Raw genomic sequence first — 18,674 nt, 5'->3', positions numbered from 1 at the left:
GCGGGTGCGGGCACGTCGGCGGCGGACGTGTCGGTGTGCGGCGCGTCCGGCCGTCCGGTTCCGGGCAGCACCGTTTCGGTGGAGCTCACTCGGCCTCTCCCCCTCCGGCCCGGGGCCTCGCGCCCCGGCCACGGACCACCGGCCGCGCACCTCTCGGACGTACGCGGTGGCCTGGCGCCCCGTCAGGACGGTGGCCCAGGGGGTGGGCGGCCTGCCGGTCGCCGCACCGCACCGATGCTCCCAAAATGGACCCTACACCAATTCCGTCACTCAACGACACGCACACTCAACTTAGAGTAATGGCGGAAGGGTGGGGAAATGCCCCTGATTCCTACGGATCGGCCCGGTTGGCGGCGGCGCGCGGGAGGGGGCTCACGCGGCGCGCACGGGAGCACGCGGAGGCGCCCGAACACCGGTGCCGGCGTGGCCGGACGTCGGACCGGGGCGGGGTGGGAACCGGGGCGGGGTGAGAACCGGGACCGGGACCGGCCTGAGCCGGTCCCGGTCGGTGGTGCGGCCCCGCTCGGTGGCCCCGGTGGTCCTCGGCGAACGGCGCCCAGCGGCGCCCGGGAGCCCTCCCCGTGGAGCCCGCCGGCCCTCCCCGTGGAGCTCAGTGGCCCGAGGAGGCCAGGTCGTCCGGGAACAGCCGCAGCCGGTGCGCGAGGGCGGCCGCCTCGCCCCGGCCGCCGACCGCCAGCTTGCCGAGGATGTTGGAGACGTGCACGCTCGCGGTCTTCGGAGAGATGTACAGCTCCTCGGCGATCTGCCGGTTGGTCCAGCCGCGCGCGAGCAGGCGGAGCACGTCCCGCTCACGGGGGGTGAGGTTGAAGGAGTCCCCGGCGGCCTGGGCCGGCACCGCGGCCGCCCGCTCGGCCGGGGCGAGGCTCAGCCCGGCCCGTTCGGCCAGCGCGGCGATCCGCCCGCCGAGCGGCCGGTCGCCCCGGGCGGCCGCCAGTTCGGCCGCCTCGCGCAGCAGTTCGGCGCCGGCCTCGCGCCGCCCGGCCTGCACCTCGGCCTCGCCGGCCCGCAGCAGGGCGAGCGCCAGCGGGTACGGCAGGCCGGTCGGCCGCAGCGCCTCGACCGCGGCGGCCCATCCCCGCGCGGTGTCCGCGCCCTCGGCGCGGGCCAGTTCGGCCTCCAGCAGCCGGGCCCAGCCGTGGTGCAGCGGCGCCCGGGGCCGCAGCTCGGCGGCGGCCGCGGCGATCGCCGCCAGCGTCCCGGGCCGGCCCGCCTCGGCCTGCGGCAGGCCCCGGCTGTCCGCCTCCACCGCGGCGGCCTCGGCCAGCAGCGGGTAGACGTCGGACTCGTTGCCCGTGCGGCCCTCCTCCGCGAGCGCGGCGAGCAGCTCGGCCCGGGCCTCCAGCGGCCGCCCGCCGTGGGCGGCGAGCCGGACGGCCAGCAGACTGATCGGCACGCTGTGCTGCACCTGGCCGCGGCTGTTGGCCGCCCGGGCCTGCGCGAGCATGGTCGCCGCCGTCGCGGGGTTCCCGTCCAGCAGGGCGAGGTCGCCGCGCATCCGGTCCAGGAACTCGGCGTGGGTGCCGGTCAGGCTGGGCAGTTCGTAGCGGGCCAGCACCTCGTTGGCCTCCCGGACCCGCCCGAGGTCGGCCAGCGCCTCGACCAGGTTGCCGGTCAGGATCGCGCCGATGTTGCGCAGCAGGCCGTTGCCGTCCGCGAACTCCAGCCCCTCCCGGGCCAGCCGGACGGCCTCCTCGGGCCGGCCCAGCCCGCGCTGCATGCTGGCCAGGTTGTTGATGCCGCGCAGCAGGAGGTCGGGCACGCCCAGCAGACGGGCCCGCTCGACCGCGCCGGCGAGTTCGGCGAGCCCGCCCTCGGCGTCGCCCTGCACGTCGTAGCGCAGTCCGCCGAGGGTCATCCGGGCGTGCACCTCGACCGAGTGGGCGCCGACCTCCCGGGCGATCCGGATCGCCCGCTCGGCCAGCTCGATGTGCTCGGGCCCCGGGGTCTTGAGCATCGCCGACCCGGCGCTGAGCGCGAGCACCTCCGCCTGGACGGCGGACGGCGGCAGCCGCTCCACCAGCCGCAGCGCGTGGGCGATCTCCTCCTCGTCGCCGGACCGGCGCAGGCTGCCCAGCATCCGGGCCCGGTTGATCCGGAACCAGGCCGCGCGCACCGGGTGCTCGGTCTCGTCGACCAGCCGCGTCCCGCGCTTGGCGAGGCTCAGGCCGCGCTCGCGGTCGCCGCTGCGCCGGGCCGCGACCACCGCCTCGGCCAGCACGTCCTCCAGCTGGATGCGGTCGCCGTCCTCGTCGGCGGCGCCGTGGTCCCGGGAGCCGGGCGGGTAGGTCTCGGCCCAGTCGTACGGGCGGGTGTGCGCCAGCACCTCCTCGGAGACCAGGTCCCACAGCTCCAGGGCCCGCTCCAGCATGCCGAGTTGCTCGGCGAAGGCGTTGCGGCGGCGGGCCGCCCGGGCGGCGTCCAGGGCCGTCGGCAGGGCGCGGGCCGGATCGTGCGCGTGGTACCAGTAGTTGGCCAGCCGGGCGGCCAGCGCGTCGCCGGGGACCAGCTGCGGCTGGGCCTCCACCGCGAGCGCGAACTTCCGGTTGATCCGGTGCCGTTCGCCGGGCAGCAGGTCGTCCGAGACCGCTTCGCGGACCAGCGCGTGGCGGAACCGGTAGCCCTCGCCCTCGCTGTCCGGGCGCAGGATGTTGGCGCCGACGGCGACCCGCAGCGCCTCGATCAGCGCCTCCTCGTCGCCGCCCAGGACGGCGGACAGCAGGGCGTGTTCGACGTGCGAGCCGCCCTCGGCGGCGATCCGCACGACCCGCTGGGCCTCCTCGTCCAGGCCTTCGACCCGCACCAGCAGGATGTCCCGCAGCGAGTCGGTCAGCCCGGCGCCGAAGCCGTCCTCGGAGGCGGTGGCCAGTTCCTCGACGAAGAACGGGTTCCCTTCGGAGCGGCGGTGGATGCGGTCCACCAGCTGGCGGTCCGGGGTGGTGGTGCCGAGGATGCCGGCCAGCTGGGCGGCCACCTCGCGGCGGTCGAACCGCGCCAGCTCCAGCCGCTGGACGGTGCGCAGCCGTTCGAGCTCGGCCAGGAAGGGCCGCAGCGGGTGCCGGCGGTGGAGGTCGTCGGTGCGGTAGGTGGCGACCAGCAGCACCCGGGAGCGGTGCAGGGTGCGCACCAGGAAGGCGAGCAGCTCGCGGGTGGAGCGGTCGGACCAGTGCAGGTCCTCGACGGCGAGGATGAGGGTACGCTCCGCGCCGAGCCGTTCGAACAGCCTCGCGGTGTGCTCGAACAGCCGGGCCCGGCTGTACTCGTCGTTGGGTTCGCCGTCCACCTCGCCGAACTCGGAGAGCAGCAGGGCGAGATGGCCCTCGCTGCCGGCGGCGGCGGCCTCCAGCTCGGCGCCGAGCGAGCGGTGCAGCCTTCGCAGCGCGGCGGCCAGCGGCGCGTACGGCAGGCCCTCGGCGCCGACCTCCAGGCAGCTGCCGAGCGAGGTGACGGCCCCCTGGGCGGCGGCCCGCGCCAGGAACTCCTCCAGCAGCCGGGTCTTGCCGACCCCCGCTTCGCCGCCGATCAGGACGGCCTGCGGGTTGCCGGTGCCCGCACGGCGCAGCGCGTCGGTCAGCTCGGTGATCTCGCTGCCGCGGCCGACGAAGACGGGGCTGACCGATGTCTGCTGCATGGAGGCGAGCATGCCATAGCCGGTGGGGCCCGGCCGAGGGGATATCTCCCCAGGCGAACGGGGCGAAGGGCCCGAATGCCCGGAGGGGGAGACGCCCGTTCGCAGCGTCTCCCCCTCCAGGGTTCCTCCGGCACCGTCGGGGTGCCGCACCGTCAGCACTCGGGCCGACGCACGGGGCGCCGCTGGAAGCGGGCGGCCACCGGGCGCTGCCGCAGGCGGCGGGCCTCCTTGGCCTCGCGCACCAGGCGCTCGTGCTCGGCGCGGGCCACGAGCTCGTGGGCCTGTTGCTGGAAGGTCTGGTACTCGATCATTTCCGGTTCCCCCTGTGGGCCGCGTTCCGCTGTTTCCCTGACGAGTAAGAGCTTCCTCCGCCAGTGGGGGGTGCCGCATCGGGAGCGTTCCGCATCTTCCGGCGCCCGGATGCCTTAGATCGGGCGCAGATCGGCCGCCAGAAAAGGTTTAAGGCCCCATCCCACCCAGATACATAGGTGAGATGGGGCCTTAGGCCTTACTTAGAGGGCCTTAGATGCCTTAGGAGCCTTAGGAAGGCAGGCTTGACGGCCCTGACTGCCGCCTCAGGCGGAGACGCCCAGCTTCTCCAGGATCAGGTCCTTGACGCGGGCCGCGTCGGCCTGGCCGCGGGTGGCCTTCATGACCGCCCCGACCAGCGCGCCCACGGCCTGGACCTTGCCGTCGCGGATCTTGGCGGCGATCGCCTCGTTCTCGGCGATGGCCTGGTCGACGGCGGCGCCCAGCGCGGAGTCGTCCGAGACCACGGCCAGGCCGCGCTTCTCGACGATCTCGTCCGGCTCGCCCTCGCCGGCCAGCACGCCCTCGATGACCTGGCGGGCCAGCTTGTCGTTCAGCTTGCCCTCGGCGACCAGCGCGGCGACCCGGGCGACCTGCGCCGGGGTGATCGGCTGCTCGGTCAGCTCGGTGCCGGTCTCGTTGGCGCGGCGGGCCAGCTCGCCCATCCACCACTTGCGGGCCTGGTCGGCCGGGGCACCGGCCGCGATGGTCTCCTGGATCGGCTCCACCGCACCGGCGTTGAGCACCGACTGCATGTCCTTGTCGGACAGGCCCCACTCGGCCTGCAGCCGGGCGCGGCGCACCCGCGGCAGCTCGGGCAGGGCGGCGCGCAGCTCCTCGACCCACGCGCGGGCGGGGGCCACCGGCACCAGGTCCGGCTCGGGGAAGTAGCGGTAGTCCTCGGCGTTGTCCTTGATCCGGCCCGAGGTCGTGGAGCCGTCCTCCTCGTGGAAGTGACGGGTCTCCTGGACGATGGTGCCGCCGTCGGTCAGGACGGTGGCGTGCCGCTGGATCTCGAACCGGGCGGCCCGCTCCACGCTGCGCAGCGAGTTGACGTTCTTGGTCTCCGAGCGGGTGCCGAACTTCTCGGTGCCGTTCGGACGCAGCGACAGGTTGACGTCGCAGCGCATCTGGCCCTTGTCCATGCGCGCCTCGGAGACGCCCAGCGACTTGATGACCTCGCGCAGCTCGGCCACGTACGCCTTGGCGACCTCGGGGGCGCGCTCACCGGCGCCGACGATCGGCTTGGTGACGATCTCGATCAGCGGGATGCCGGCCCGGTTGTAGTCGAGCAGCGAGTGGGTGGCGCCGTGGATGCGGCCGGTGGCCCCGCCGACGTGGCTGGACTTGCCGGTGTCCTCCTCCATGTGGGCGCGCTCGATCTCCACCCGGAAGGTCGTGCCGTCCTCCAGCTGCACGTCGAGGTAGCCGTTGAAGGCGATCGGCTCGTCGTACTGCGAGGTCTGGAAGTTCTTGGGCATGTCCGGGTAGAAGTAGTTCTTCCGCGCGAACCGGCACCACTCGGCGATCTCGCAGTTCAGCGCCAGGCCGATCTTGACCGCGGACTCCACGCCCACCGCGTTGACCACCGGCAGCGAACCCGGCAGACCCAGGCAGGTCGGGCAGGTCTGGCTGTTCGGCTCGGCACCCAGCTCGGTCGAGCAACCGCAGAACATCTTGGTCTTGGTGCCCAGCTCGACGTGGACCTCAAGGCCCATCACCGGGTCGTACGACGCGAGAGCGTCCTCGTAGGAGACCAGGTTCATGACGCTCACAGCGTCCCTTCTCACTTGAAGCTTGGGAGGTACGGGCCCGGCCGCCGCGGTCGCGCGGGGCCGGGCTGGGGCGTGTCCTGCGGGTCCTCGCCGGGTCCCAAACCCGCGGGACACGCCCTGGGCGCTCGGCTCAGCCCAGCAGCACGTCGTCGGAGCCCAGCCGGCGCAGCTCGCGCACCAGCAGGGCCGTGCCGGTGACCAGCGCGGCGGCACCGACCAGGGCGTTGACCAGCTTGAGGGTGTCGCTCTCCTCGCGGGCCTTGCGGACGTCCTTGGCGATGGAGATCGCGCCGAAGGCGCTGGTGCCGATGGACAGCCACAGACCGGGCTTGCTGTGCTTGAAGCCCTTGAGCGAAGCGGACTGGGACTTGGCCTTCTCGATCTTGCTCACAGTGCCGGTGCCTCCTCCAGCAGGGTGTGCCCCCACTTGTCGTTGAGTGCGGCCTCGACGGCGCCGCCCACGCGGTACAGGCGGTCGTCCGCCATCGCGGGAGCGATGATCTGGAGGCCGACCGGGAGATTGTCCTCCGGTGCCAGGCCGACCGGCAGCGACATGGCCGCGTTGCCCGCCAGGTTCGACGGAATCGTGCACAGGTCGGCCAGGTACATCGCCATCGGGTCGTCGGCGCGCTCGCCGATCGGGAAGGCGGTGGTCGGCGTGGTCGGCGAGACCAGGACGTCCACGCCCGCGAAGGCGGCGTCGAAGTCGCGCGAGATCAGCGTGCGGACCTTCTGGGCCGAGCCGTAGTAGGCGTCGTAGTAGCCCGAGGACAGCGCGTAGGTGCCCAGGATGATGCGGCGCTTGACCTCCGGGCCGAAGCCGGCCTCGCGGGTCAGGGCGGTGACCTCCTCGGCCGAGCGGCTGCCGTCGTCGCCGACCCGCAGGCCGTAGCGCATGGCGTCGAAGCGGGCCAGGTTGGAGGAGCACTCGCTGGGCGCGATCAGGTAGTACGCCGGCAGCGCCAGGGTGAAGGACGGGCAGGAGACCTCGACGACCTCGGCACCCAGCTCGCGCAGCAGCTCCACCGACTCGTCGAAGCGCTGCATCACGCCGGCCTGGTAGCCCTCGCCGGCGAACTCCTTGACGACGCCGATCCGCATGCCGCGGATGTCGCGCATCTTCGCGGCCTCGACCACGGCCGGGACCGGCGCGTCGATCGAGGTGGAGTCCAGCGGGTCGTGACCGGCGATGGCCTCGTGCAGCAGGGCCGCGTCCAGCACCGTGCGGGCGCACGGGCCGCCCTGGTCCAGGCTGCTGGAGAACGCCACCAGGCCGTAGCGGGACACCGAGCCGTAGGTCGGCTTGACGCCGACGGTGCCGGTGACGGCGCCGGGCTGGCGGATCGAGCCGCCGGTGTCGGTGCCGATCGCCAGCGGGGCCTCGTAGGCGGCCAGCGCGGCGGCCGAACCGCCGCCGGAGCCACCGGGGATGCGGGAGAGGTCCCACGGGTTGCCGGTCACGCCGTAGGCGGAGTTCTCGGTGGAGGAGCCCATCGCGAACTCGTCCATGTTGGTCTTGCCGAGGATGACCACGTCAGCGTCCTTGAGACGGCTGGTCAGCGTGGCGTCGTACGGCGGGATCCAGCCCTCGAGCATCTTCGAGCCACAGGTGGTCGGGATGCCCTTGGTGGTGAAGACGTCCTTGAGCGCCAGCGGGACGCCGGCCAGCGGGCCCAGCTCCTCGCCCTTGGCGCGCTTCTCGTCGACGGCCCTGGCCGCGGCCAGCGCGCCCTCGGTGTCGACGTGCAGGAAGGCGTTGACCTTCTTGTCGACCGCGTCGATGCGGTCCAGGTGGGCCTGCGCGACCTCGACGGCGGACACCTCGCCCTTGGCGATGGCACCCGCGGTCTCGGCGGCGGTGAAACGGATCAGTTCGGTCATCTCGGTCAGTCCTCCCCGAGGATCTGCGGCACACGGAAACGCTGCTCCTCGGCGGCGGGGGCGCCGGACAGCGCCTGCTCCGGAGTGAGCGACGGCCGCACCTCGTCCGCACGCATGACGTTGGTCAGCGGCAGCGGGTGGGAGGTCGGCGGGACGTCCTGTCCGGCGACCTCGGAAACGCGGGCGACCGCGCCGATGATCACGTCGAGCTGCTCGGCGAAGTGGTCCAGCTCTTCGGGCTTCAGCTCAAGACGCGACAGCCGGGCGAGGTGGGCGACCTCCTCGCGCGTGATGCCAGGCATGCAGCGATCCTCAGGGTGAGTTCTGGTGAGACCCGGCGGTGCCTTGCGGGCGGTGCCGGGCCCGGGCAGGAGCAGCCGGGTTCGGCGCTCCGTCCTCGTGGTCTTTGGACCCCATCCTATGGGGCCCGGCCCACGCCCCGGCCAACGAGTGAGCCGCGGCGCCCGTCACCCGTGTCCGTCACCGCTCCCGGCGGGCCTACTGGGGCCGGGTGCGGGCCCAGCCCTGCGGCTTGATCTCCCGGTGCGCGGCCTGCACCACCTGGGCCACCGGCGGCAGCGTGGGCGGGATGACCGGCGGCCGGACCGGCGGGAGCGTCGGCGGCAGCACCGGCGGGCGGACCGGCGGCCGGGCCGGCGGGGCGATCGGCTTGGCGCCCTGGACCGGCTGGAAGCCCGCGTGCAGCTGGGGCGGCACGCCGAGCCGCTCCACCGGCGGGGCGCCGGTGCGGTGCACCCGCAGCCAGGCGGTGGCCTGCTCGGCCGGCAGCGCGGCCGACACCAGCCAGCCCTGGACGGCGTCCACGCCCATGCAGTGCAGCCGTTCCCAGGTCTCGTCGTCCTCGACGCCCTCCGCGACCACGGTCAGGCCCAGCGAGTGGGCGAGTTCCACGGAGCAGCGGACCACCGCCGCGTCGTGGTCGTCGGCGACCATCCGGGAGACGAAGGAGCGGTCGATCTTCAGCTCGCCGACCGGCAGGCTGCGCAGCCGCACCAGCGAGGAGTGCCCGGTGCCGAAGTCGTCCAGGGACATCCCGACGCCGTAGCCGCGCAGTTCGGCCAGGGTGTCGGCGGCCCGCCGGGAGTCGTCCAGCAGCAGCCGCTCGGTGATCTCCAGCTGGAGCGCGTGGGCCGGCACCTGGTGGCGCACGAGATGGCCGGCCACCCGCTGGGCGAAGCCGGGGTTGAGCACGTCGCGCGGCGAGACGTTGACCGCGACCTGCACCTGGAGGCCCTGGTCGCGCCAGTAGGCGAGCTGGCCGACGGCCGCCTCCAGCACGTAGTCGGTGAGCCGGGGCATCAGGCCGCTGGACTCGGCGAGCCCGACGAACTCGTCCGGCGAGACCTTCCCCTGACCGGGCCGTTCCCAGCGCAGCAGCGCCTCCAGGCCGACCACCCGGCCGTCGAAGGCCACCTTCGGCTGGTAGTGCAGCTGCACCTCGCCGGTCTCCAGCGCCCGGCGCAGGTCCCCCAGCAGCCCGATCCGGTACGGCGTGTCGGCGTCCTGGGTCTCGTCGTACTGGGCGACGCCGCAGCACCCGCGCTGGGCGTGGCCCATCGCGACGTCGGCGCGGCGCAGCAGCGACTCGGCGTCCTGGGCGTGCTGCGGGTAGACGCAGACGCCGGCGCTGGCCTCCAGGACGAGCAGCAGCCCGTCCAGCCGGATCGGGGCGGCCAGTTCGGCGATCAGCGCCTTGGCGACCCGCTCCAGGCTGTCCGGGCAGTTGATGCCGGGCAGCAGGACGGCGAACTCGTCGCCGCCCATCCGGGCCACCATCGGGCGGCCGCGGCGGTAGTGCCGGGGCAGGCCGGCGAAGACGTCGTCGATGGACTCCCGGGTGGCGCTGCCGGCCGGGCCGCCGGAGCGCAGGGCCCGGTGCAGCCGGCGGGCGATGTGAACCAGCAGCCGGTCACCGGCCGTATGACCGAGTGTGTCGTTGAGTGATCGGAAGCGATCGAGATCGAGCAGGATGAGACCGACGCTGTAGCCCTGCTGACACTGTGCGATCGCCTCCTGGGCGGCCAACAGCAGGGCCTGACGGTTGGGCAGATCCGTCAGCGGGTCGGTCAGCTGGTCGCGGGCGCGGTCCCGGGCGATCCGCCAGGCCGCCACCAGCACCGCCAGGGGCACGGCGAACAGCGGCAGCAACTCGGGCTCGTACCGGTAGACCAGGACGGCCAGCGGGATGAGCGGCGCGGCTCCGGCCAGCAACACGCCGAGCAGCAGGACCGCCCCCGCCACCCCCTGCGGCGGGCGTGTGGGCGCACCGCCGGTCGTACGATCCATAAGCCCTGTCCTCCGTCGGGCCCGCCCCGTCAGGCCGCCTTACGGTGAGGCACCGTGCCGGTACCGACAGCTGCCGGGCATGGAGCGACCCCGAGGAGCACCGGCCCAGCCGGTGCCCCCACCCCTGCTGACACTCTGTTGCGCTCCAGGGTATGTCGGGGTCCACCCGGTGGGCAGACTTTCGGACAACCGGAAACGCGCCACCGCGCCGGGGTGTCGCACAGTGACACAATGCCCGCTTTCACCGTGCGGCACCCGGTGACGCCGCATCAGGACGATAACAACCCCGATCCGGTCGTCGGCCGCTCGGGTCGGCCCGGGATCAGCCCTCGACGGGCTCCTCCTGCGCCCCTCCGGCCCCCTCCGGCCCCGGAAGCCCCAGGTGGGCCCGGGCGGCGGCCGGCCCGTCGGCGAGCAGGACGGTGAACCCGGCGTCGTCCAGGACTGGCAGGCCGAGCTGAACAGCCTTGTCGTACTTGGACCCGGGGTTGTCACCGGCGACCACAAAATCGGTCTTCTTCGAAACCGAACCGGTCACCTTCGCTCCGCGCGAGGTCAGCGCCTCCTTGGCACCGTCCCGGGTGTGGCCCGCCAGGGTGCCCGTCACCACGACGGTCAGCCCCTCCAGCGGGCGCTCCGCCTCCTCCTCGTCCGCGAACTCCTCGGTGAAGCGGACACCGGCCTCCTTCCAGCTCCTGAGGATCTCCCGGTGCCACTCCTCCGCGTGCCACTCCCTGATCGAGCGGGCGATGATCGGGCCGACCCCCTCGACGGCCGCCAACTGCTCCTCGCTCGCCTCGAAGATCTTCTCCAGGTCGCGGAACTCCCGGGCCAGCGCCTGCGCGGCGACCGGGCCCACGTGCCGGATCGACAGACCGTTGACGAACCTCCAGAGCGGCCGCTCCTTCGCCGCGTCCAGGTTGTCGATCAGGGCCTGGAGCGACTTCTTCGGCTCGCCCTTGGTGGTGGCGAAGAAGAAGACCTCCTTCTCCTTGCCCGTCCGGTCGTCCAGCTTCGGCATGCCGGTCTTCGGGTCCCGGACCAGCACCTTGATCGGCAGCAGCTTCTCCTGCGTCAGCCCGAAGATGTCGGCCTCGTTCTTCACCGGTGCCTCGGCCGGCTCCAGCGGCTGGGTCAGCGCGGTGGCCGCGACGTAGCCGAGCCCCTCCACGTCCAGGCACTGCCGGCCGCCGAGAAAGGCGATCCGCTCCCGGATCTGGGCCGGACACAACCGCGCGTTGGGGCAGCGCAGATCGATGTCCCCCTCGGCCATCGGGCGCAGCTCGCTGCCGCACTCCGGGCAGTGCGAGGGCATCACGAAGGCCTGCTCGGTGCCGTCCCGCAGGTCGTACACCGGGCCGAGGATCTCCGGGATGACGTCGCCGGCCTTGCGCAGCACGATGGTGTCGCCGAGCAGCACGTCCTTGACCTTGACGACGTCCTGGTTGTGCAGCGTCGCGTACTGCACCATCGAGCCGGCCACCTTCACCGGCTCGGCCAGCACCGCGTACGGGGTGGCCCGGCCGGTGCGGCCGATGCCGACCTTGATCTCCGCCAGCTTGCCGGTGACCTCCTCCGGCGGGTACTTCCAGGCGATCGCCCAGCGCGGGGACTTCGAGGTGGCGCCGAGCCGGCCCTGCAGGGCGATCTCGTCCACCTTGACGACCACGCCGTCGATCTCGTGCTCGACCGAGTGCCGCTGCTCGCCGAAGTGCTTGATGAACGCCCGCACCTCGGCGAGCGTCCCCACCACCTTGTTGTGCCGGGCAGTGGGCAGGCCCCAGTCGTGCAGCAGCTGGTAGGCGTGCGACTGGTTGTCGATGTCGAAGCCGACCCGGGCGCCGATGCCGTGCACCACCATGTGCAGCGGGCGGGAGGCGGTGACGTGCGGGTCCTTCTGGCGCAGCGAACCGGCGGCGGCGTTGCGGGGGTTCATGAACAGCCGGATCATCGACCGGGGACGCTTGCCCTCCTTGGCGCGCTCCTCGTTCTCCTGCCGGCGGCGCTCGTTCTCCTCCGCGAAGGAGGCGTTGAGCGCGTCGAAGGCCTCGGTCGGGAAGTAGACCTCGCCGCGGATCTCGACCAGCTCGGGGATGTTCTCGCCCTTGAGCCGGTGCGGGATCTCCTTGATGGTGCGGACGTTGGGGGTGATGTCCTCGCCGACCCGACCGTCGCCGCGCGTCGCCGCCTGCGTCAACTGGCCGTTCTCGTACGTGAGGTTGACGGCCAGGCCGTCCACCTTGAGCTCGCACAGGTAGTGGTAGTCGATGCCGTGCAGCTCGGTGGCGACCCGGTCCGCCCAGGCGGCCAGCTCCTCGTCGTCCATCGCGTTGTCCAGGCTGAGCAGCCGCTCGCGGTGCTCGACCTCGGCGAACAGCGCGGTGGGGGCGCCGCCGACCCGCTGACTCGGCGAGTCCGGGGTGACCAGGGCCGGGTGCTCGGCCTCGATCCCCTCCAGCTCCCGCATCAGCGCGTCGAACTCGGCGTCGCTGACGATCGGCGCGTCCTGCTGGTAGTACCGGGCCCGGTGGTCGGTGATCTCCTGCGCCAGCTCGGCGTGCCGCCTGCGCACCTCCGCCGGGACGTCCTCCCAGCCCTCGACAGCCGTCACCGCAAGCCCTCCTACGTTCTCATTCCGGGTTGTCCACCAGGCTCTGCGCCGCCCGCACCGCGGACGACAGCGCCCCGCGCGCGTACGCCGGGGACGCCCCGGCCAGCCCGCAGGTCGGCGTCACGAGCACACGGCGGCCCAGCAGCTCCGGGGCGAACCCGAGCCTGCGCCACAAGGTCCTGACACCCTGGACACTACCGGCAGGGTCGGACACTGCCTGGTCAGTGGAGGGGACGACACCAGCGAGGATCATCGTGCCGCCCTCCACGGCCTCCCCCAGGTCGTCGTCCTGGCGCTCGGAGAGGAGCGAGAAGTCCAGGGAGATCCCGGCCACCCCGGCCCGGCGCAGCAGCGGCACCGGCACGTCCGGCGCGCACGAGTGCACCACCACCGGCGCGTCCAGGCTCCGGACCACCTCCCGCAGCACCTCCTCGGCGACCTGCCGGTCCACCGAACGCAGCCGCTGGAAACCGCTGGCCGTCTTCACCGACCCGGCCAGCACGGCGGGCAGCGAGGGCTCGTCCAGCTGCAGCACCACCTCCGCACCGGGCACCCGCCTGCGGACGTCCGCGAGGTGCCGGCGCAGCCCCTCCGCGAGCGAACCCGCGATGTCCCGGCAGGCGCCGGGATCGGAGAGCGCCTTCTCCCCGTGCCTGAGCTCGATGCTCGCCGCCAGCGTCCACGGGCCGACCGCCTGGACCTTCAGCGCGCCCTGGTAGCCCTGGGTGAACTCCTCCAGCGCGTCCAGGTCCTCGCCGAGCCAGGAATGCGCCCGCCGGGTGTCCCGGCCGGGACGGTCGGTGAACCGCCAGCCGCTCGGCTCGGTCTGCGCGAACAACTCGACCAGCAGACCGGCGCCGCGGCCGATCATGTCCGCCCCCGGCCCGCGGGCGGGCAGCTCGGGCAGGAACGGCAGGTGCTCCAGGGCCCCGGTGGAGGTCTTGGCGGCCTCCCGGGCGTCGGTACCGGGCAGCGAACCGACGCCGGTGGCGGCGCCGCGCAGGTCGGGGAAGGGAAGTGGGGTGCTCACCCGCCCGAGCCTACTCAGCCGGACGGCCCCGGTGCCGAGCGCGGGGCTCGGCACCGGGGCCGTCGGGGTGGGGCGGGGATCAGTAGGACTGGTAGCCGAACAGGTCGACGACCAGGTGCAGCGGGGCGCCGCTGGCGTTGTAGAAGGAGATCCTGCCGTCCTTCACCGGAACGACTACCTGGTTCGCGATGGTCTCCCCCGGCAGGAAGTTCAGGTTCGAGGCGTTCGGCGCCGCGTCCCCGTGCGGGTAGACGGTCAGGTGCCCGTCGGTGCCCGGCTCGGTGACCGTCACGTTCAGGGTCACCGCCGCGACGCTCGGCGAGACGTTGATCGGGATGTCCTGGGTGCCCCAGGCCGGGACGGTGCCCACAGGACGGGTCTCCCACGGCCACTCGGGCCATCGGGTGATCTGCCGGGTGTCGAGGATCCGAACCGGCCCGGTCGGCCGGTAAGTGACCTTGCCCTCGGTCGCGTAGTAGCCCGCCAGATCGGCGATCAGGTGGACGGTGCCGCCGGATGCGTTGTAGAACGACACCTTGCCGTCCTTGACCGGCACCGTCACCAGGTTCGGAATCGACCGCCCGGCAGGCCAGTTCAGGTTCGACGAGCTCGGAGCAACATCACCGTGCGGATACACCGTCAGGTGCCCGTCGGCCTGCGGCTCCGTCACCGTCACGTTCATCGTCACCGCCGTCACACCCGACGCCGGAACCCCCGCCACACCGGTGACCGGAAGGTCTACGGTGCCCCAGGCCGGAACCGCCCGCGCCGCCGGAACACCGATCGGCGCCCGGGTGTCCAGCAGCCGCGTCGGGCCTTGAGCGTGAAAAAGCGAACCCTTCGGGTCGTTGCTGTAGTAGCCCGCCAGGTCCGCGATCAGGTGCACCGTGCCGCCGGAGGCGTTGTAGAACGACACCTTGCCGTTCCGCACCGGTACCGTCACCTGGTTCGCGATCGTCTGCCCGGCCGACCAGTTGAGGCTCGACGAGTTCGGCACCGACGAAGCGTTCGGGTACACGGTCAGGTGCCCGTCCTGCTGCGGATCGGTGACCGTCACGTTCATCGTCACTGCATCGAGACCGCTCGCCGGCACACCGGCCACACCCTCCAGCTGGAGATCGACTATGCCGCCCGCCGGAACCGTCTGAGCCGCAGGGACACCGATCGCCGCGCGAGTGTCCAGCAGACGTGTCGGACCGGACGGGGTGAAGGTGCTACCGACGTCCGTCCGCTCGATCGCGCCGCGGTCACGGATACCGCTGTCGGTACCGATGTTGACAGTGAGTGGGTCGTCCACTGCGGCGGCACCGCTGACATCGGTCGACAGCATGCCCGGGGCGGTCTCGTCCGCCGAGTCGATCCTGTGGTCGACCGGTGCAAGCGGGCCCCTCGGCCCATACACGGACTCGACGAAGTCGTGCGCTCCCTGACCAGTGGCCGTGGTGAACGCCTGCTGGCTCGGATAGGTGGCCCCTCCCCAGTTGTAGGCCACCCCACCGCTGCCACCCGGGTTGATCAAATTGTAGTCGGCCTTGGTACCCACCATGGCGTCCGCCGCGATGGTGAGCCCCGTGGAGGCAGCCGGATCTGAGCACCGGTCCCACGGTTCGGTCACCACGTTGTTCTCGACCACCGCACCGGACGAAGCGCCGTCCAGAACGATCCCCGCAGAGCACACCGGTTCGACCGTGTTCGCCACCACGACGGTGTTTGGGGCATCCCTGACTACGATGCCGGCCAGCCCACCGGCACTGACGTTCCGGAACACGTTGGTGGTCAGGACAGTCCCGGTTGAACCTCCGTCGACCTGAACCGCCGGGCCATACCCGTACTTGTACTCGCTCCGAGCCCAGGTGACCTTGTCGGAGGCATTGGTGATCCGGACTCCGCTGCCCCAGACCGCGACGTTCGTGAACGAGACGTCGTGCCCGCCGTCGACCACCACAGCGGGACTCAGAGTGCTGTGCACCGCCAGATTCTCGAACCGCAGGTGGCTGGCTCCCTTGACCACGATGGTGTTGTCCCGGTTGCCCGGACCGCCGAGGAGCTGGACGCCACCGTTCCTGCTACGGAAGGTGATCGGGGCCTCAGCGGTCCCGGAACGAGTCAAGGCCAACGCGGTGTCACGGTATTCGGCCGCAGCGATCTCGACTGTCTGACCTGGTTGAGCGGCAGCGGCCGCCGCACTCACTGTGCAGTACGGCGCCGCCTGGGCACCGGTGCCGCTGTCGGTGCAGTGGGCGTAGCCGGCGTTGTTGACGTAGAGCGTGCCGCCCGCCGCGGCCGCGGTGCCCGCGGCGGCGGCCGGCAGGCCGACCGCGCCGAGCAGCGTCACGCCGGCGGCGAGAGCTGTACGGAATCTGGAAATGGGAGCCCCCCTGGGCCTTTTGGAACGCTTGTCACGCATGTCGGCCCCCCACGGTCGGGATGGATCGCATGGAGAGCGTGCGGATCATTCCACGGCGCCGGAGCCCTCGCCAAGGAGGTTTCCGCGGGCCTCCGGGGCGGACGGCGACGGCCCCGGTGCCGAGCGCGGGGCTCGGTACCGGGGCCGTTCGTGCGGAGTGGTCAGTACGCCTGGTAGCCGTACGAGTCGACCACGAGGTGCAGCGGGGCGCCGCTCGCGTTGTAGAGCGACACCTTGCCGTCCTTCAGCGGGACCACGACCTGGTTGGCGACGGTCTCCCCCGGCAGGAAGTTGAGGTTCGAGGCGTTCGGCGCCGCGTCCCCGTACGGGTAGACGGTGAGGTGGCCCTCGGCGCCCGGCTCGACGGCGGTGACGTTCAGGGTCATCCCGGCGACGTAGGGGAAGTCCGTGGGGTCCAGGGTGATGGTGCCCCAGGCCGGGATGGGCGTCCGGAGGCCCGTGCGGGTGTCGAGCAGTCGCCGGGGGCCGTCGGGGTGGTAGCTGACCTTGCCCTCGGCGGCGTAGTAGCCGGCGAGGTCGGCGATCAGGTGGACGGTGCCGCCGGAGGCGTTGTGGAACGACACCTTGCCGTCCTTCACCGGCACGGTCACCAGGTTCGGGGTCGTCCGCCCGGCGGTCCAGTTGAGGTTGGAGGCGTTCGGCGCCTCGTCTCCGTGCGGGTACACCGTGAGGTGCCCGTCGGTCTGCGGCTCGGTCACCGTGACGTTCATCGTCACGGCGGTGACACCGGCCGCCGGGACGCCCGCGAGGCCGGTCACCGGGAGGTCGACGGTGCCCCAGGCGGGCACGGCCTGCGCCGCGGGGACACCGATCGGCGCCCGGGTGTCCAGCAGCCGCGTCGGGCCCTGCGGGTGGAACAGCGAGCCCTGCGGGCTGTAGTAGCCCTCCAGGTCGGCGATCAGGTGCACGGTGCCGCCGGAGGCGTTGTAGAACGACACCTTGCCGTCCTTCACCGGCACCGTCACCAGGTTGGCGACGGTGCGCCCGGCCGTCCAGTTCAGGGCGGAGCTGTCCCACTGCGGGGCGTCGTGCGGGTAGACCCGCAGGTGGCCCTGGAGCTGGGGGTCGGTGACCGTCACGTTGATCGTCACCGCCGTCAGTCCCTCCGCGGGGACGCCGGCGACGCCCGCCACCGGGAGGTCGACGGTGCCCCAGGCGGGTACGGCCTGCGCCGCGGGGACACCGATCGGCGCCCGGGTGTCCAGCAGCCGCGTCGGGCCGGCCGGGGTGAACCCGCTGCCGATGAAGGCCCGTTCGGTCGCGCCGCGGTCGCGGATGCCCCTGCCGGTGCCGGTGTTGGGGACTGTCAGGTCGTCGCCGGGCGCCTTGTCGTCGAAGTCGGTGGGAAGCATGCCCGGGGCGTTCTCGTCCGCCGAGTCGACCTTGTGGTCCAGCGGCGTGTCCGGGCCCCGGTCCACCTGGCTGGGCGCCACGAAGTCGTGCGCCCCCTGGCCGGTGGCCGCGGTGAACGCCTCCTGCGAGGTGTACGGGCTGTCGGCCCAGCTGTAGGCCGCGCCGCCGCTGCGCGGGTCGACCACGTTGTAGTCGACCTTGGTGCCCGTGGTGGAGTTCGCCGCGACCGTGATCCCGGTGGCGACGGCGGCCTGGGAGCCGCAGGCCCTCGAGCCCATCGCGGTGTTCACCACGTTGTTCTCGACCACGGCGCCGGTCGAGGTGCCGTCCAGCACGATGCCCTGGGAGCAGGGCGCGTCGACGGTGTTGGCGACCACGACGGTGTTCGGGGCGTCCTTCACCAGGATGCCGGGCGCGGTCGCGCGCCCCGCGTCGGCCTTGTGTACCTGGTTGGTGGTGATGACCGTCCCGGTGGAGCCGCCGTCCACGGTGACCGCCGGGGCCTGGCCGGAGCCCATCCAGCCGCGCCCGAAGCGCACGTCGGCGGAGCCGTTGGTGACGTGCACGGCGGCGCCCGTGGAGATGGTCATCCGGTCGAAGGACACGTCGCGGGCCCCGTCCACCAGCACGGCGGTCTTCGGGGCGGCCACGGTGAGGATGAGGTTCTCGAAGCGGAGGTGGTCGGCGCCCTTGACGACGAGTCCGTCCGCGGGGTTCGTCCGGTCGCCGATCTGCGCGCCCGTGGCCATCGGGGTGGTGTGGACGTTCCGGCCGCGGAAGGTGATCGGCGCCTCGGCGGTGCCCGACCGGGTGATGGTCGGGTTCTCGTTGTAGGTGCCGTCGGCGATCTCGACCGTCTGGCCCGGCTGGGCGGCGGCGGCCGCCGCGCCGATGGTGCAGTACGGCGCCGACTCGGTGCCGGCGCCGCTGTCGGTGCAGCCGGTCGTGCGGTTGACGTGGAGCGTGGTGCTCGCCGCGGCCGCGCCGCTCGTGGAGACGGCCGGCAGGCCGACCGCCGCGAGCAGCGTGGCACCGGCGGCGAGGACCGTGCGGAATCTGGAAATGTGGGCCCCCCTGGGCACTGTGAGGCGATGGTGGTGCTTTTGCCCTCTCTTGGTCTTTCCTTGATCGACTTGAGGGCGGAGGGGATCCTGCCACAGCCGGATGGCCCTGCCAATGCGGATGTCACAGCTCGCGGAAACACGGCGACGGCCCCGGTGCCGAGCGCTGGGCTCGGCTTCGACCTGGGGCACCACCTCGCCCAGGCCCTCGGCATCCTCGGCGAGCTGGACCTGGCGGCCGGGGACCACTCCTCGGCGGTCGCCCACCTG

At 72.6% G+C, this 18,674-nt stretch carries 11 protein-coding genes; all 11 read right to left on the bottom strand.

Annotated features, from left to right (window positions below):
* Nucleotides 1-610: 610 nt before the first annotated feature.
* Nucleotides 611-3,649: a helix-turn-helix transcriptional regulator gene (locus ACWD4P_RS28410; RefSeq protein WP_449781578.1), complete on the bottom strand. Its 3,039-nt coding sequence runs from the start codon at nucleotides 3,647-3,649 to the stop codon at nucleotides 611-613.
* Between the two features lie 152 nt (nucleotides 3,650-3,801).
* Nucleotides 3,802-3,960: a hypothetical protein gene (locus ACWD4P_RS28405; RefSeq protein ID WP_158077676.1), complete on the bottom strand. Its 159-nt coding sequence runs from the start codon at nucleotides 3,958-3,960 to the stop codon at nucleotides 3,802-3,804.
* 264 nt (nucleotides 3,961-4,224) lie between these two features.
* Nucleotides 4,225-5,733 carry an Asp-tRNA(Asn)/Glu-tRNA(Gln) amidotransferase subunit GatB gene (gatB, locus tag ACWD4P_RS28400; RefSeq protein ID WP_359828168.1) on the bottom strand — a complete coding sequence of 503 codons (1,509 nt, stop codon included), beginning with the start codon at nucleotides 5,731-5,733 and terminating at the stop codon, nucleotides 4,225-4,227.
* 130 nt (nucleotides 5,734-5,863) lie between these two features.
* A complete protein-coding gene (locus tag ACWD4P_RS28395; protein ID WP_359828166.1) occupies nucleotides 5,864-6,124 on the bottom strand; it encodes a hypothetical protein in 261 nt (86 codons plus the stop codon).
* A complete protein-coding gene (gatA, locus tag ACWD4P_RS28390) occupies nucleotides 6,121-7,614 on the bottom strand; it encodes an Asp-tRNA(Asn)/Glu-tRNA(Gln) amidotransferase subunit GatA (RefSeq protein WP_359828164.1) in 1,494 nt (497 codons plus the stop codon). Before gatA ends, ACWD4P_RS28395 begins: the two co-directional genes overlap by 4 nt.
* Before the next feature lie 5 nt (nucleotides 7,615-7,619).
* Nucleotides 7,620-7,916, bottom strand: coding sequence for an Asp-tRNA(Asn)/Glu-tRNA(Gln) amidotransferase subunit GatC (gene gatC, locus ACWD4P_RS28385; protein ID WP_030057414.1), 297 nt, complete (start codon nucleotides 7,914-7,916; stop codon nucleotides 7,620-7,622).
* Nucleotides 7,917-8,112: 196 nt separating this feature from the next.
* Nucleotides 8,113-9,921, bottom strand: a complete 1,809-nt coding sequence (locus tag ACWD4P_RS28380; protein WP_359828162.1) for a putative bifunctional diguanylate cyclase/phosphodiesterase — start codon at nucleotides 9,919-9,921, stop codon at nucleotides 8,113-8,115.
* 322 nt (nucleotides 9,922-10,243) lie between these two features.
* On the bottom strand, nucleotides 10,244-12,532 hold the full coding sequence (ligA, locus tag ACWD4P_RS28375; RefSeq protein ID WP_449781577.1) for an NAD-dependent DNA ligase LigA: 2,289 nt from the start codon (nucleotides 12,530-12,532) through the stop codon (nucleotides 10,244-10,246).
* A 19-nt stretch (nucleotides 12,533-12,551) separates the two neighbouring features.
* Complete coding sequence (locus ACWD4P_RS28370) at nucleotides 12,552-13,562, bottom strand: methionine synthase (RefSeq protein WP_359828159.1); 1,011 nt, start codon at nucleotides 13,560-13,562, stop codon at nucleotides 12,552-12,554.
* A 79-nt stretch (nucleotides 13,563-13,641) separates the two neighbouring features.
* Nucleotides 13,642-15,897 (bottom strand): right-handed parallel beta-helix repeat-containing protein, encoded by a 2,256-nt coding sequence (locus tag ACWD4P_RS28365; RefSeq protein WP_449781576.1) that lies wholly within the window; start codon nucleotides 15,895-15,897, stop codon nucleotides 13,642-13,644.
* A 233-nt stretch (nucleotides 15,898-16,130) separates the two neighbouring features.
* Nucleotides 16,131-18,425 carry a right-handed parallel beta-helix repeat-containing protein gene (locus ACWD4P_RS28360; RefSeq protein WP_449781575.1) on the bottom strand — a complete coding sequence of 765 codons (2,295 nt, stop codon included), beginning with the start codon at nucleotides 18,423-18,425 and terminating at the stop codon, nucleotides 16,131-16,133.
* Nucleotides 18,426-18,674 lie beyond the last annotated feature (249 nt).

Source organism: Kitasatospora sp. NPDC002543 (genome assembly GCF_053594915.1).
The sequence above is the reverse complement of the archived record's forward strand: the minus strand, read 5'-3'. Positions and strand labels throughout refer to the sequence as shown.

Bases quoted from the DNA above. Each gene is read 5' to 3' on its own strand.
- ACWD4P_RS28410 (WP_449781578.1), bottom strand. From the start codon at position 3,649: ATGCAGCAGACATCGGTCAGCCCCGTCTTCGTCGGCCGCGGCAGCGAG.
- ACWD4P_RS28405 (WP_158077676.1), bottom strand. From the start codon at position 3,960: ATGATCGAGTACCAGACCTTCCAGCAACAGGCCCACGAGCTCGTGGCC.
- gatA (WP_359828164.1), bottom strand. From the start codon at position 7,614: ATGACCGAACTGATCCGTTTCACCGCCGCCGAGACCGCGGGTGCCATC.
- gatC (WP_030057414.1), bottom strand. From the start codon at position 7,916: ATGCCTGGCATCACGCGCGAGGAGGTCGCCCACCTCGCCCGGCTGTCG.
- ACWD4P_RS28380 (WP_359828162.1), bottom strand. From the start codon at position 9,921: ATGGATCGTACGACCGGCGGTGCGCCCACACGCCCGCCGCAGGGGGTG.